Origin of the sequence: Reichenbachiella faecimaris, assembly GCF_900176375.1 — a bacterium.
Taxonomy (GTDB): Bacteria; Bacteroidota; Bacteroidia; order Cytophagales; family Cyclobacteriaceae; genus Reichenbachiella; species Reichenbachiella faecimaris.
Genome location: NZ_FWYF01000003.1, coordinates 168,220 through 183,920, shown reverse-complemented (window position 1 = coordinate 183,920; position 15,701 = coordinate 168,220). Strand labels below are relative to the sequence as shown.

The 15,701-nt window shown below is 35.3% G+C and carries 13 protein-coding genes; 6 read left to right on the top strand and 7 right to left on the bottom strand.

Annotated features, from left to right (window positions below):
* The first annotated feature begins 20 nt into the window (after nt 1-20).
* The gene (locus tag B9A58_RS13290; RefSeq protein ID WP_084373364.1) at nt 21-791 is read left to right on the top strand and encodes a hypothetical protein; all 771 of its coding nucleotides are present in this window, start codon (nt 21-23) and stop codon (nt 789-791) included.
* Nucleotides 792-1,005: 214 nt separating this feature from the next.
* Here B9A58_RS13290 and B9A58_RS13285 read toward each other — a convergent pair whose 3' ends face one another.
* From B9A58_RS13285 to B9A58_RS13260, 6 genes are all read right to left on the bottom strand, one after another.
* A complete protein-coding gene (locus B9A58_RS13285; protein WP_084373363.1) occupies nt 1,006-1,545 on the bottom strand; it encodes a hypothetical protein in 540 nt (179 codons plus the stop codon).
* A gap of 148 nt (nt 1,546-1,693) precedes the next feature.
* Nucleotides 1,694-2,500, bottom strand: coding sequence for a putative phage abortive infection protein (locus B9A58_RS13280; protein WP_084373362.1), 807 nt, complete (start codon nt 2,498-2,500; stop codon nt 1,694-1,696).
* Nucleotides 2,501-2,682: 182 nt separating this feature from the next.
* The gene (locus B9A58_RS13275; RefSeq protein ID WP_139793887.1) at nt 2,683-5,457 is read right to left on the bottom strand and encodes a hypothetical protein; all 2,775 of its coding nucleotides are present in this window, start codon (nt 5,455-5,457) and stop codon (nt 2,683-2,685) included.
* A gap of 770 nt (nt 5,458-6,227) precedes the next feature.
* Nucleotides 6,228-7,082 (bottom strand): ComEC/Rec2 family competence protein, encoded by an 855-nt coding sequence (locus tag B9A58_RS13270; RefSeq protein ID WP_084373360.1) that lies wholly within the window; start codon nt 7,080-7,082, stop codon nt 6,228-6,230.
* 3 nt (nt 7,083-7,085) lie between these two features.
* Nucleotides 7,086-8,177, bottom strand: coding sequence for a hypothetical protein (locus B9A58_RS13265; protein ID WP_084373359.1), 1,092 nt, complete (start codon nt 8,175-8,177; stop codon nt 7,086-7,088).
* Nucleotides 8,178-8,262: 85 nt separating this feature from the next.
* On the bottom strand, nt 8,263-9,006 hold the full coding sequence (locus B9A58_RS13260) for a response regulator transcription factor (RefSeq protein ID WP_084373358.1): 744 nt from the start codon (nt 9,004-9,006) through the stop codon (nt 8,263-8,265).
* Between the two features lie 39 nt (nt 9,007-9,045).
* Here B9A58_RS13260 and B9A58_RS13255 point away from each other — a divergent pair, with 39 nt between their 5' ends.
* Nucleotides 9,046-10,842, top strand: a complete 1,797-nt coding sequence (locus B9A58_RS13255) for a tetratricopeptide repeat-containing sensor histidine kinase (protein ID WP_084373357.1) — start codon at nt 9,046-9,048, stop codon at nt 10,840-10,842.
* 36 nt (nt 10,843-10,878) lie between these two features.
* Here the strand turns inward: B9A58_RS13255 and B9A58_RS13250 are convergent, their stop codons facing one another.
* Nucleotides 10,879-11,283 carry a hypothetical protein gene (locus tag B9A58_RS13250; protein WP_139793886.1) on the bottom strand — a complete coding sequence of 135 codons (405 nt, stop codon included), beginning with the start codon at nt 11,281-11,283 and terminating at the stop codon, nt 10,879-10,881.
* 69 nt (nt 11,284-11,352) lie between these two features.
* Here B9A58_RS13250 and B9A58_RS20385 point away from each other — a divergent pair, with 69 nt between their 5' ends.
* The 4 genes from B9A58_RS20385 to B9A58_RS13235 all read left to right on the top strand — a co-directional run bounded on the left by B9A58_RS20385 (nt 11,353) and on the right by B9A58_RS13235 (nt 15,559).
* On the top strand, nt 11,353-11,520 hold the full coding sequence (locus B9A58_RS20385; protein WP_176214780.1) for a hypothetical protein: 168 nt from the start codon (nt 11,353-11,355) through the stop codon (nt 11,518-11,520).
* Nucleotides 11,521-11,890: 370 nt separating this feature from the next.
* Entirely contained in the window at nt 11,891-12,157 is a 267-nt protein-coding gene (locus tag B9A58_RS13245) for a DUF3892 domain-containing protein (RefSeq protein ID WP_084373355.1), read from the top strand.
* Between the two features lie 91 nt (nt 12,158-12,248).
* Nucleotides 12,249-13,367, top strand: a complete 1,119-nt coding sequence (locus B9A58_RS13240) for a ComEC/Rec2 family competence protein (RefSeq protein WP_084373354.1) — start codon at nt 12,249-12,251, stop codon at nt 13,365-13,367.
* Nucleotides 13,367-15,559, top strand: coding sequence for a ThiF family adenylyltransferase (locus tag B9A58_RS13235; RefSeq protein WP_084373353.1), 2,193 nt, complete (start codon nt 13,367-13,369; stop codon nt 15,557-15,559). The genes B9A58_RS13240 and B9A58_RS13235 overlap by 1 nt, the downstream gene beginning before the upstream one ends.
* Nucleotides 15,560-15,701: the final 142 nt, after the last annotated feature.

Sequence of the window (15,701 nt, the reverse complement as noted above, 5' to 3'; positions counted from 1 at the left end):
TTAAAATATCAAACCATTTAATGCATTACCATATCAACAACTTTAGAGAAGACGCTTACATCATCACAACTGAAAAAGATCAATACTTCTTCCCTGCTCCAATATTCGAAGGGCTTCTGCATTTTGCTCAAAAACATGGATACCACTCAACTAATTATGATAAACTTTTTGATACTTTCTATTATGGAAAAGACGAGCTAACTGGAAGAACCGATTTTGCCATTGGTACAAGATGGTGGTTTGGACAAGAAGCATTGAACCTGTGGAAATCAATTCTATTAGAACAACGAGATTCCTTGGGTTTTGTAATGCATCAGAATGCTCAGTTCAAATCTAAATTTCAATCCTTTACTGCTAAAGGATATTCACTTCCTTTCAATCCTTGTTTTGTTGATTTGACAAAGCTTGAATCGTGCGGTTTAATGGACTTTCAACAATTACAAATAGATATTTGCAGACTGGCAGCTTCCATGGCTTCTAATGATGATTGCGCTATCAAACAAACCGATTCTGTTATTATTGATAATGCCGTTATTGACAGTCAAAACAAAATTCAATTTTCGAAAGGGCGTAGAAGAAAGTGTGGTGGTGAAAAGGAATTGAATATATCCTCTGAATTATTCGATGCTTTTATTCAAATCATCTCACAAGGTGAATGCAAGATCGATCAGATTAGGTTTCACATCAAATTGAAAGGTCGCAATTCATCTGAGAAGGTAGCTGAAGAGAATATCTATGGACTGGAGACTATTGATTATCCTGGTGGGAGAGCTTATTTGTTTGAATTATAATTAACATGATTAGAGGCTTTTATATGGAAAGTCATACTTCAAGATGTCCGAAAGGTTATCAAATTTATTGATCCAATCAGCATACAGCTCACAAACAGTTATACGTGTCTTTCTAGGGCTATGATTTGTAAGACCAACTGAAATTGATATACCATCAGAATTAAATTATTCTGGCTCAATAATAAGTTGTTTGAATATCTCTTGTGTGATTAATTTATTGTCTTCCCAGAATCGGATTAAACTTATCTCTCATCCAACTTTCAACATAAGGCATAATGAAGTTGTAATTTTTAACATCCACCTTCAAATATTGTATCCGAAATTTTTCATCGTAAATATTTTTTCTAGCCAACAATTTCAAACCTGTCGTCGGTTTTTTCAATTCCAAGTTTATATGGCCTTTTAGTCTTTTTCCGATATCCTTTGATCTACCTAAATACAAGGGTAACCACCTATCAGATCTATCCTCATGCTTATCTTTCCTTACTTTTCTACTATTCGGTGTGAAATTCTTTTTATAATATGGGTCTTCCCATTTTTCTATAAAGGCTTTCACCCATTCACCATAAATAAACTTGTCTCCCATGTCTATTTCGAATAAATAAATCCCTGAAAAATTATACTTTTCAAATTCTATTTCATTCAATCTTTCAACACTAAACTCCCCAATAATTTGAAAAATGGGATCATTAAATTCAGTTCTTAAATCTTGAATGATACGGTCTATGACATTATCAATTTCAGCTAATTTCATAAGTCATTATATGAAAAGATTATTTTCTATATTCTTCCTATCTAACCTTTAGCTTCCTTGGCTACAATTATTAAAAGAAATAAAGGTCTTAATTTTAATAATAAAAGAAACATTTGCTCAACCTGTGACCAAATACTTTAGAGATCAATCAGTAATTACATCTAAACTTAAATTTGGTTTTTGGATAAAATTTTTCAGCATGATCTTCTATTACTAAAAATTTCGGATCAATATTTTCAAAAAAACCATAGTAGTCAAGCCATTCACGGAACCTGTACGCCCCATCGCTCGTACGAGCGTGATCTGATATTGAGTTATAGAATAAAAGTCCCATCTCAGCATTAGATACCCTTGCCTGTAAAAGGCTGACATAATGTAAATCTTTGATTACATCAGTATTTTCTTGTGAGTTGACCCGAATAAACTTCAGGATATTATAAACGTATCGAAAATAATGTGATAGGTTTTGCTGATGCTCATCATATATGAAATCCTCATATTGAGAATTTACTATTGACTTATGGATTAGTTTTCCAGCTTCATGCTCATTGTTCACCTGATTCATTTGAACCAAACAGAGCGCCTTATACTTTTTAAAAACTTCGAACATATAATTGCGCTTTGAAGCTTTTTTGTTATTTATTCTACCGAACATGAGTTCAATAATTCCATTTAACTCTGAAAGCATGTTAAAAAATGTCATTTCAAAAGCCTGTTTGCTCAATACTTTTCTTGTTTCATCAAGCTCACTTTTCTGAGCATTGTATGTCATATAAATAAGCGCTACAGCCGTAAGCGACATTATTCCTCCAATGAACTCACCAAAAGCTGAGTATTTGTTTATATCAATTATAAAAATCCCTACTTGCGTTCCATCGATTAAGTCCCATGGAAAGAAGAGCGCAATTAATCCTACAACGAGAACCAAAGGGCCGAGCCATCTCAATTTTGACATGTCAATTCAAATTATGTGATGTGTTGATAATTAAGCATGTATCATTCAACAATAATTTATTTAAAATTTAACTAATAACCTTATTTGACGATGGTTAGAGCTAGAAAAAGCCACTATGTAGTGCAGAGTTCTAGCTTAACTGAGATACTACCAAGAATGAGAAAAATTGCAATGTTTGCAGGTTATTGTTTCCAGAGTTCAAATAACTCTTTAAGTTGTGATAAACTTGGAAACACAATTATATCTGAATCTTTAGTGTGAGCAACATTGAAGTTTTTATCGAAATGAGAAATATTTCCTGTTTGGGCTGAATTTGCATTGATCAGAACTAATTTGCTTTTTGGATCAATGGATCGGATTTTCTCAATTTTCTTAGTCGATGCTTCTTTTACTTTTTGCGTTATAGAACCTTGGACCATATTTTGCTCTGAGAAAAATTTAGCATCCACAAACCAATTAAGTTTAGGAACAACAAAGTCGACTATTTCGAAAAGATTTAGGTTGACCTCTTCAGTGTTGACCACTTCAAACAAACTTTCTCCTTCATTTGATTTTTGTGAAAGAAAGATTGCTTTGGTGGCCTCTTCTCCTAATGCCCCAAGATATATCTGCTTGAAGAAGCTAGGAGTGAAAAATTGAAAGTTTAAATGATCTATAAATTCTAATTCATAGCCTTGAAGATGAAAGTAGTTTCTTACCTCTCCATGTTGTTTAACATGCCTAAAATGTAGGTTGAAATCCCAGTTCAAAAGCTGTTCCTCAGGGTCTAATGTGTCATATTTACAAACTTTCCCATTCATGGGGTTCCACGAAATTTTCGAGTTCTTATAAATTTTTTCTGAAAAGAATGTGCCATGACAATTCTTTATCCTATGACTTTTGAAATCAAATCTTAAGGCTGATTTCCTTAATTCTCTCCAGTTTTCAATGAAGTTTCGTGCTGCTTCACCAAATAATTCGTCATCCTGTATTTGCCTAATAGAATTAACCAGCTTTGATAAAGAACCCTTGCACATTTTATCTTCTATCAGAATTTTTGAAGGGCGCTCTATGTCGTTTTTATCTCGTTTCTCCTTTGTGAATTTTCGAATTTCGGAAAAGAATAATTGGACAAAGTTTGAGAAGAAGGACAAAGACTCAGTAATAACTGGTTGAATTTCTGAATTGTGAAAATATCGGTTAAATATGTTGAGAACACTCTCGGATATTCTACCTCTTTGGAGTCCTACTTTTCTATCTCTAACTCTCTCTATTCTACCTAGAGCCTGAATTATTTTAGCAACCTGATTCAAAGTATAATCCGTGGAGTCTTTATACACTTTATTCAAATCATTTGAATTATTCATTATACCCTTTATTTTCCTGTTAAAGTCTATAGGGCTAATTTTTTTGGCAAGTACTAGTTGAGCTAACTTCCATATATCAGATTTAATTTCATTTTCTGAACGATTTGAGCCGCTTGAGAAATAGAAGTGAGGAGCTTCAAGTAAGTGGATAGACTGATAGTCTTCCATGATGAAGCGAGTACCAATTTTTCTTCCATATTGAAGATTAACACCGTTGTTAGCTGATGGATATTGTGTGATAAGCAAAGTAGGATGTGAGAGACTGAATAGACTATTGTATTCACTCTTGCTTTCAGAAGAGTCAAAGTAATATTTATGTGCTTTACTATCTAAAAGTATGATGCATAATGATTGATCAAAGTATGAAATATTGTAGTGGTGCTTCCCCTTGGAGTTTACTTTGAAGTTGGGCGTAAGTTCTTTTTTACTTTCCATAAATGCTCTAATCTGCCGAAGAGAATTAAAGAATACAATATGACTGTCAATCGTTTCTCGTTTTCTCTCAGAAAGAGGGTTTTGAACAATCCAATCTAAAGTGTTGAAGAATAGAAGCAATCGCTCAACATGATAATCATGATTTGGAGATATTGAAACAAATTTCGAGTCTTCCTTAAGTTTTTTTGCAATTGATGAGAAGGGTTCCCTACACTTCTTATTAGCAATAGAAAGTTCAACAAAGTTCTTTCTTTTCATTGCTTTTTCGTCGGAAAGAGAGTTTATGATCGATTTATCTACTTCATCTATTTCCATAAAAAGAATTGAATCATCTGCTTCAAAGTTCACCTCTTCCTTGATCCACCCTAGGTTGAAGTGTTCCAGATATCTTGTTAGTGTAGCAGTTGCAGATAAACCGAAAACAACATTTTTTTGGATCAATCCTAACAAGCATCTTTCAGGTGAGGAATTAACCATGAAAAAATTTAATAACACTTCATTTGGTTCAGCTTGAGTAGGTGGCTTATCCAATACATATAAAACATAACCTCTTTGATACAAGTATGAAAAGTTATTGATTCGATATCCTCTTTTCGAATTCCTTCTCCTTGGAGGCATTACCGAGAAAAAGGATAGTCTATTCAAATGGGCTATGTAATCCGTTTTTTCGTAGGCGTCTTCTACTAATTCTGCATATAGCTTATCGTTGTCTGTTTTAAGCTGTAGATAGAATTGTAGAATCTCATTAGTAATCAGCTTAATAGACTTCATTAGGTTGAAGGTTGTTGGAGAAGCAGGTGAGCGGGAGCCAGTGAGCCAATATCGTTGCAGATTTTGGTCTATTTCCAGGTAAATAGGTTGATCAATTGATGTATAATTTGATTGATAAAGACCTGAACCAACAAAACTCTTAATAACCTTTGGATCCTTAACACCAAAAAATCGAATATCGGGGAAGCTTGATTTCCTTTTAAGATCGTCTATTTTTTTCCATATCTCGTCTATTTGAGAACGAATTGATGGATGATCTCCAAGATAATTTTCATCAAGGCGCTTTATGCTGATATTGTGATAGAAATAAGCAATAAAAACAAATGGATTATCTAGTTTGGATTCTTCTATAATTTTATCTAGCAAAACGGGCTCTAAAAACTCAAACTCATCAAGAAAAAACACCTTGTCTTTGAGCTTATAAACGTTGACGTTTTTTGAACCGTTGAAAAATCCTGAAAAGAGCTTCTGAATCGTAATGAGAAGCACGGGTATTTTTTCGTCTGTCTCAAAACTCCAATATGGGAAAAGTTGAAAAATGACAGGGTGTCTTGTGAGCAGTTCAAATCTATCCCCAGTATTAAACTCAAACTTCGAATATCTGTTTCCTTGGTTTCTTCGATTGAGGTAACTGTTAATCTCTGCTAGTTCGAAAAATACCCCCTTAAAAAAACTCAGTATTGATGATGACTCTTTTCTGAATGCATCATCAGGATCTAGCGCATCCAGCAAATCCAAATTGCTCTTCGACTGAATGGTTAGGATTTGTTTGGCTCTATAAATATGCTTTTTACAATTGTCTAGTGAATATTTCCATTTATCATTAGAATTCGATCTAGTGTAGGTTATGTACTCTTTGAACATCTCATCCTCTAGTAAGTCGGTTAGTTTTTCTAAGCCATTATTGATTTCTAGGATAGATTTTATGGTGTCTGAATCATTTCTTAAGTAACAGTAGCCTATTCCTATTTCCTGAAGGCTATTGGCCATTTCTTCGAGTAAGTTGTGACGATGAGATACATAAATGAATTTGTGATCTGATTTATTCGCCTTTATGCACTCTATAACTCCATGAGTTTTACCTAATCCAGTTCCGCCAGCTACAGTTTTATACCCATTAACTCCTAGATCAAGAACTCGTTGGTAATATTTAGCATATCCTGTTAGATCTTCCTTCATGAACCGGAAGGTTTTGTTGTGATTTTCATGTGAGGTTGACCTCTGTATGTACCTACTTCAATTTTAATTACTCCATCCTTGTTAGTAGAAAGAGCCCTTCTTATTGTCCTTATTCCATTCCTTGATCGCGCATCTATGCCTCTTGAACCAGTAGCATATTTATTTCTCACGGAGGTTCCTCTAGGAGTGCCATCACTAATGATTGTGATTTGTGGGTTTAGATGGTCAATCATGCTTTGTACGAATCCACTTCTCCGGCCGTGGTGAGGAGCCAGCAGCATATCACAATTTTTAGTGAGCTTCCTGAATGAAGCATTGTCCAGTAATTCTTTTTGTGAAAAGGATTCATTATCACCCATCAAAACCAATCGAAAGTTCAAATGAGAGATCACTGTAACCACGCTATGATCATTTAATCGGGAACGACCAGCCTCTTTAGGATAGAAGAAACTGAATTTCACCTCATCAAAGTTGATCTTACTTGTGGTTTTTGATCGTTGTGAGTACCGATGATATTCTTCAAAAATGGGTTTATCTACTGAGCGTATTCTTGCATTTAAGTAATCCTTCTTACTTAAGTGTACTGGCAGGATTACCCGATTAACTTTAGCTCTATTTAAACTAAGAATATCCTCAATGTGATCTTTGTGAGGATGGGTTAATATAAGTAGGTCAATATGTTTTGGTTTACTTCTTGTTAGGATATGATTAACTGGGCTAAAACGTGTATTTCTGCTAGAATAGCTTCCTTTGCCAAGGTCTGAGAGTATGGAATGACCTCCTGGTGTCTTAATAAACAAGGCATTTCCGTGCTGAACATCCCAGCAAATTATTGTGAGCACGTTTTGCATAGGTCAACGACTTAAGAATTCATCCAGAAGGTAAATTGCATATGCTTCAGCAGCTTGTTTGAGGGTATTTCCGAAACGAAGTTGAAAATAAGAAAATGAAAAAATCAATATCAGAACTCCAGATGAGATTGATATCAATTGATCCTTTAAAATTACACCTACCCCAAGTTCAACAATGGAAATAACTGCAGCTAGAATCGTTGAAGGCACAAGATTACGGATTAGTCCATATCTGATATTACTCGATCTGATAATGTTAGATTTAACATTGTCTTTCACTTTGGTTCCGGATTCATGTAGAAGTTGGAGGGCTTCAGCCTCATTTTCACCTTCTTCTTTTTTGGATTTCAAATGCAATCCAAAGTACGCTATCACTTTCTCTCGATACTCTCGCTTCTGATTTTCTGAATATTTGGAATTATGGCTATAAAGCATCAAATAACCTGTAGGAAATCCCTTCTGACTGGTTGAGAAAAAATACTTCTTTTCGAATTCCTTTCCTCTCATTGAAAGCCATCCAGAAATAGCATACGCGACAGTAATAAACACTATCAGAACCATCCAAACACTAAAATTCGGTATATCGTATTTATCCAATACCAGTATTGAAAATAAGATCGGGATACTACTCAGACTTATTAATGAAGGTACAAACCTTGCACCTAGAATATACTTGTCTATCCATTCATTTGGATGCGGTGGATTCCTTTCTATTAAGAGGTCGATACTCTTTGATTTAATAGGTTGGCTAGTCTCCGGATCTATGTAACCTTCTTTCACCAAGTAAGATGCAATGTCATGGTAGCTCAAATGCTTGGCGATAGAATCAATATATTCCTTTTCTACTTTGCGTACTTCACGTGTTTCTTTTTCTGTATTATCATAGAGGTTGTATAAGTATCTTTCATTCGAGACGAATGGAAATTCAACACCATCAGCATCTTCAAGAAATACCTTAATGCCGGATTTACTCTTTCCTGATATTCTTCTTCCAACTTCAGAAACACCTGATTTATCAGTTGTTAGTCGTTCCTTTGCTGCTAGCTTATGAAGCAAGGGTATTATTGAATTTGTAGGTACAGATATATCCGTCATTGCATATTAAACTTCTTCTAACAATATGTTTTGGTCAATTTGATTTTCCAAAACTCCAGTATCACTTTCCAAAGCTGATGTAAATTCATATGGTAAAAAATCGAGCTTTGAGGTCAGGCACATAAAACTCTGTTGTTGGAATGGAGTGATTTCCTAATAAAAGAGTTTTTCCATTGAAACCCGTAATGTGTCTTTTATTTATCACATAAGATCGATGTACTTGAATGAATAGTTCTTTTTCTTTTGACTTACTTAACACAGCGAGTACTGCTCCCATATTCCTGGATACTGTCAGAGGTTTACCTTCAAGCAATCCTATTTCGCAATAGGCTCTTTCTGCTTTAAGAAAACAGATTTCATCAAATAGAATCTTTTGATATTGTCCCTCTCCAAGAAATGCGAATATTCCGTCTGGAACAAGAACAGAAGAGTCCACTAAGATTTCTTCATCTTCAGTCAAAGTGGCTGCTATCTCAATATTTTGAGCAATCTGCTTATCAATAAAGGGTTTATGTAAAAAGGCAGCAGGTGAGGTGGTCAACGCTCGTTGAAAGGTTTTGTCATCCACATGATCGGTGAGGTAAATAATGGAAGTATTGCACTTCTTTCTTAATTCCTGTACGGTTTCTATTCCATCCAACTTACCAGCCAACTCTATGTCCATCAAGACGACTTTAAACTTTGTTGTCTCAATTTCTTTAAGAAGACTCTCACCTGTACTAAAGGTGCTAATCTTAGAAAAGCCAAGCGATTCCAATCTATCTAATAAATCAAGACTCACGAGTGAATCGTCTTCCACTATTCCAATTTCAAAATCTTTATTTTGCATACATTGAGTTAGTTTCTATCAATTTAACAAGAATTCAGTGTGAAAACAGTCACGTTGTATTTTACCTTTTTACTTTATGCTTCTCAATTGGTTTCCCAAGGGGTAAATACTTCAATCGAGTGTAAGAAAGAAGGTATAGAATACTATAGGAAAAGAGATTTCCAAAAAGCGGAATTCTCTTTCCGAAATTGTATTGAATTGGCCAAGACGGAAAAAGATTGGCGGTCACTAGGTCAATGCTACAATAACTTAGGTAGTGTGTTGTTCCAGAGGGGATCTTATGCCGAAGGGATAATCAGCTATGAGAATGCAACTCAAGTGTACAGTGAAAATAAATTGGATACTTTATTAGGAGAGAGCTATCTAAATCTTGGACTAGCCTACAAGAAGCAAAATATCTATGATTCTGCAATAGTCAATTTTTACAGAGGAATTGGAATTCTTGAGGCACTACAAGTAAATGTAAGTTTACTTAAAGGCTATAATATGCTGGCAAATACACTAAGAGAAACAGCAAGCCTGAATAAAGCGAGAGTTTGGTATTTGAGGGCTTTGCAAATTGCTCAGGGAGAAGGCAATCACATAGAAATTGGGAGCATTTACAACAATATTGGCACTTTATTGAAAAAGGAAGGAAAGCCAGACTCTGCAATTATCTATTACAAAAAAAGCTTGACGATGAAGACTGATGGTCAATCGAAAGGTTTAGGTAATAGTTACTTCAACTTGGGTGAAACGTATTCAACTCTTAAACAAATTGATTCTGCTATTGCGAATTATCAAGAATCCGTTAAGTATCGTTTAATTGCCAAAGATAATTTCGGGCTTGCACATTCAAATTTAGGATTAGCAAGGGCTTTCATAACAACCGGAAACCTTGATTTTGCTCGTGATCACTTAGGGAAAGCTAAAACATTAGTAGGGTCTGTATCATCAAAAGATTTGCATTTGAAATATTTAGAGACAGAAAGGGATTATTTTCTTTCTACCGGAAGATATTTAGAGGCAGGAAACTTAAATGATAAAATTCAACAAATCCGTGACGAAATTCTTAATAAGGATAAGCAGGACCTTATTACTTCATACGAAATACAATATGATGTTCAAAAGTTGAGGGAAACGATTATTTCCAAAAACCAAGTCCTTACTTGGGCATTTACTCTAGCTGGTTTGTTATTCATTACAGGGATATTTCTTTACAGGGAAAGACAGAAAAAGAAAAAAGCAGCAGAGATTATCGAAACGCTTTTTAAGGATATGCATCATAGGGTAAAAAATAATCTTAGTTTGTTGAATGGGGTTATAACATTTAGGCGAAGAGCATTAAATGACATTTCTGCTAGGAGTATTTTGAAAGATATTAGCGGGCAGGTGGATACAATAAATCTTATTCACCAGAGACTTTATTTACAACATGGTGAAAAAGTAGGCAACATCGATCTGAGTCAGTATTTGCAAGAATTAGTAGAGAATGTTTTTGTGAGCTCTGGAATAGATTCCGGTGATTATGATCTAGTATTTGAGCTATGTACGGCTCAAGTTGCCGCGGATAAGGCTAACCCAATTGGTTTAATTGTCAATGAGGTAGTGACGAACACTATCAAACATGGAAAATCATCAGATAACAGATGGTATTTTAATGTTAATCTTATTTCTAAGGACGATAATATAGAAATTAGAATGGGGGATAAGGGGCAAGGATTAGGACATGGAGATAATGAACGAAACGAATCAGGGGGAGTAAAACTAATTGAAATACTTTGTGGACAAATAAATGCTGAGTTAGGCCTTGTTGTCGATAAAGGGACACAATATGTGTTGAGGTTTAAAAAATAGGAGACAGGCGGTTTACACCTGTCTCCTCATAGTTTATCAAACTTTTAGAATTGCTGGGAGCGTTTCTAATCCAAATGGCTCGGTCTCTCTGAACTTACCATCAGGACATATGACTTGCAGAATGAATTGCTCTTTTCTAGGCAAATTGAAATGGAAATTTCCATTCAGATTTGTCAAAGTAAAGTCCAGCATTCGATCCGCTTTTGAGTCCATCAGACTAATCAGCATATTAGAGGATCCACTTGAATCATTAGGGAATATTAGCGTACCCTGAATAATAGGGTCTTCATCATCACCGCCTGTATCACTTCCCTGAATGATGGGATCTTCATCATCCCCACCCGTATCACTTTGTTGACTAGGCAAAACCTCATCATCGTAGTTAACTGGGTTACATGCAAATACTAAAAGGATTAAACCAAATACATAAAACGTTTTCATAATCTTGACGTTTGTGGCTTTACTAGAATCCATATGATCCTTGGTAAAGCCGGTTAAACATGATTTTTCATGTCCGTCAAGGCAGAGGAAGAAGCATTTTTCAGGTTGATACTGAACTTCCATCTTCAGCAAAACACACCTGATAAATACTCGTGCATCCTCAAATTTTTGGAGAATTCAGGATTGTACACCTGGGCACATTCTAAATTCATTTTTGAGTCTGCGCTTACAGATTGAATGCTATTCGCGAACCATTCAATCTTTCTGGATGCATCCGATAAAGCATAGTGCCTATCAGAACTTTCGAAGCAAATTTGGGAGTGATGAATGGGCACTTAAAGTCTGTGCATGCATATGCATAAAATGCAACAAAATATTTTGTAACTAATTGATTAACAGCTATATGTTTATTAATATTAGCCTCTATTGCATTTCACTTTTCTTGTGGAAATGCATATCTAACTCAGGATAACACACAAAAGAGATCCCCACTGCTAGAGTTTTCTTAGATGTTTATTGAATATTTTGGGAAAGTCAATTTAAGGATTCGGAAAATGGATTTTGTATCTAGGTTTCAAACCAGAATCTTGCCTTAAAAAATAAAATCATGGCAAGAAGACAAGTAAAATGCACAACTAAAGACTCAATGAAAGAAGTGACTCACGTAGGTGGTCAGGATAATTACGGAATCAGGTTCTATGAATCAGAACCAGATGCAATTCATCATATTGAAAATGGAATTCACACGTACTTCACTTATGCCGATGGTCATCAGGCAGAAGTTAACGTAGTTATAATAAACGGGCGTAAGCATCTAAGAACAAGTAGCGATGGCACTACCAGAAACAACTTATCAAAACTACCAGACTGTTAATTATTCAAAATTGGACGTATTTTAAAACCATTCAATCAGAAATTGAAGAGGCTTTTTAGCCTCATAGGGAAACAAACAAAATATTAAAATAATGGCAAAGCACAGAATTAGGTTTTATCCAATAGGGAACGCTGATACAACATTAATAAGCTTATCGAATGGCAAGAATATTCTATGGGATTATGCCCACATGAAAGATGAAGAAGATTCTGACGATAAACGGTGCGACCTTCCTGAGGAATTAAACAAAGTAGTCAGTGACAATTACGATGTAGTAACCTTTACCCACGCAGATAAGGATCACATTAATCGATTTTCAGAATATTTCTTTCTTGATCATGCAAAGAAATATCAAAACAGTTCCAGAAAAAAGATAGAGGAATTATGGGTTCCGGCTTCTGTACTACTAGATGAACAAGCGGATGAAGAAGCCAAAATTCTGAAAGCAGAGGCAAGATTCAGGTTAAAGCAAAAAACTGGAATATTGATATTTTCCAGACCAAAGAAAATGAAGAAATGGTGTGACGATCAAGATGAAATTAGCTACGAAGAAGTTAAACATCTATTTGTTGATGCCGGAAAACTGGTACCTGGTTTCTCATTGTCCAATGATGGAGTTGAGTTCTTCAGTCACTCCCCATTTAAAAGCGAGAGTAAGGAGATTGACAGAAATGCTGAAGCTATTGTTGTTCAAGCCACATTTAATGATCGCTGTAGTACCAAACTAATTTTAGGCTCTGACTGTACCTGGGAGGTTTGGGAAGATATTGTAGATGTAACTAAAGCTAAGGGAAATCAATCTCGACTAGAATGGGACATATTCCACATTTCACATCATTGCAGCTACAAATCTCTTTCCTCAGACAAAGGGGATGATCAAACGGCACCCACGGATAATATTAAATGGATGTATGAGACTCAAAGTAATAATGGAGTCAGACTTATTTCCTCTAGTAAACCGATTCCATCCAAAGGAAGCGATGAAGACGAAGATAAACAACCTCCTCATAGGCAGGCCGCCAATTATTATAAGTCAGTTGGTACAGATAAAAATGGAGAATTTCTTGTAACAATGGAAGAACCTAATAAAAGTACTCCCAAACCTATAGAAATTGAAATTGACACATCTGACTGTTCCAAAATTATAAAAGCCATTGGAATGAGTACAATTGGCATTGGCAGCAGTAAACCACCTAGAGCAGGTAAATAATGGGAATGTTAGATTTACCTCCGAGCTTTTCTCAAGTAAATCCTAAAACTCTTGAGCTGACTAAGGCATATGATTTTTATAATACGCTACTGAAAGTGGATTATAATGAGTTTGTTTCAGCTCATAGAGATGATCATGGTAATGAGCTTATTGTTTATATAACCCAACCAGAGATTTCACAAGATCCGAAAAATGATATCCGGTATAAGGAAGAACTATATGTTGTATTTGCTAAGAATGACAATCACATCCCTTTGGTTTTTTCAAGGAGGCCAGATTTTCCCGAGGTACCCCATTTAAATGCGATGCCATTAGAGTATCCCAGATGCCTTTGCATCTATGAGGAGCCATACGAGTCTCTGAAGCATAATTGGCGAAGTATTTCTTTTATACAAAGAATAAGAGAGTGGCTTTCATTGACTTCTAGAGGAGAACTACATCAAGACGATCAACCTCTTGAACCGTTTATGATTAACATAGAAGGCCGTCTAATATTACCGTCTGATTATTCTCCAACTAAAGAGATATTTCTCACAAAAACAAACGACTATAGTGGTCTTATAACAATTGTTGGTTCTCACAGTCCGAATGATTTAAATGGCTTCTTGGTTTGTGATCTTATACTTAAACCCCAGGTTCACCACATTATTAGGTATGCTCCTAAAACACTATTCGATCTTAATGAACTTCTAGTCAATTTTATATCAGATGTTTTTAAACCTTGGCTCAGAAAAAACTTAGACTTATTAAACAATTCAAACTTTGAAAATAGGATTGTTCTTTTATTGACAATCCCTAAACTAAGAGATGAACAGGACCAAAACCCATCTTTGGAAAGAATAGGGTTTCTTATAGGAGAAAGCTTAATTGAGGTGTGCAAAATATTGAAACTGGTAGGAGAAGCTGGCAATCAGTTGGGATGGCTACCGTTTGATAATTTTGATGAAAATGATCTTAAAGAAATTCGAGTAGCACCTTTGAGTATTTATACTGGTTTTAATCCGCAACAGGCGTCAGTATTCAATGGGATCTTTGATAAACCTGAGACAGAAAAGAAGATGGGATTAATAGGTTGTGGAGCCTTAGGTTCTCAATTATTTATGAACTTAATCAGATCTGGTTATTACAAATGGAATCTAATAGATAATGACATTCTACTGCCGCACAATCTTGCTCGACACACCCTACATAGCTATGATGTCGGATCATCTAAAGCAGAAGCTTTAGCATTCGTATCCAATACCCTTTTAGGGGTAAATGATATATCCTGGCTTCAGGAAAATTATTTAACACCTAAGGATGTCAAAGTATTAGATGAATCATTAGGCGAAGTGGATATACTATTAGATGTTTCAGCTTCTATACCCGTAGCTCGAAAGTTGTCGCATGATATCACTGTAAAATCAAGAATCGTAAGTATATTTCTCAACCCAAAGGGAACCGATTTGGTTATTCTTGCCGAGCCGAGTGATCGATCAATACGTTTATCTGAGCTTGAGGCTAGTTATTACAAATTAGTCATTGACACTGAAAGGCTTCATTCACATATTGCAAAGGACAGTGAGGACGTTAGGTATTCTTCATCCTGTCGTGACCTAAGTGCGATCATAGAGCAAGACAATATTTCAATCCTTGCAGGTATAGGATCAAAATTCATTAAGAAAATAGGAGGCATGCCCAACTCCAAGATTGGAATTTGGAGTGTTCAAGAAAGTGGTGAAATAATCACAATTACGGAGGATGGAGAGGGATTCTTGGCTATAAAAGAAAATGATTGGAATTTTAAACTGTCTGAATCAGCGATCAAGAAATTGGCAAAGTTGAGAACTCAAAAACTACCAAAAGAGACAGGAGGAATTCTTCTAGGCTTTGTGGATTTTAACGATTCCACTACATATATCATTGATACAATCCCCTCGCCTTCTGATAGCAGGGAATATCCAAATGCATATTATCGGGGAATTAAAGGAATACATGAAAAGCTTGAAAATATTTATAATTGGACCTATGGAAATATTACTTATATAGGTGAATGGCACTCTCATCCGGTGGGATGCTCTCTAAATATGAGTGATGATGATAAAACACTCTTCAAATGGATAGAAGAGCATATGTCACCACTTGGTTATCCTCCTTTAATGATTATTTTAGGAGACAATGCCGATTTTAAAATTCATAATCAATTAATCTAATTTTAGAACTGAAATCAATCTGCATTTACCAAGGTTGGGAATGATTTCCCTGATGTAAATGGAACGTATTAGAAAATCTTTATGCAAGTTGGTGCAACGTGAAGCTTCTTTGGCTCTTTGTAGATTATGGTAGGATGTTTAA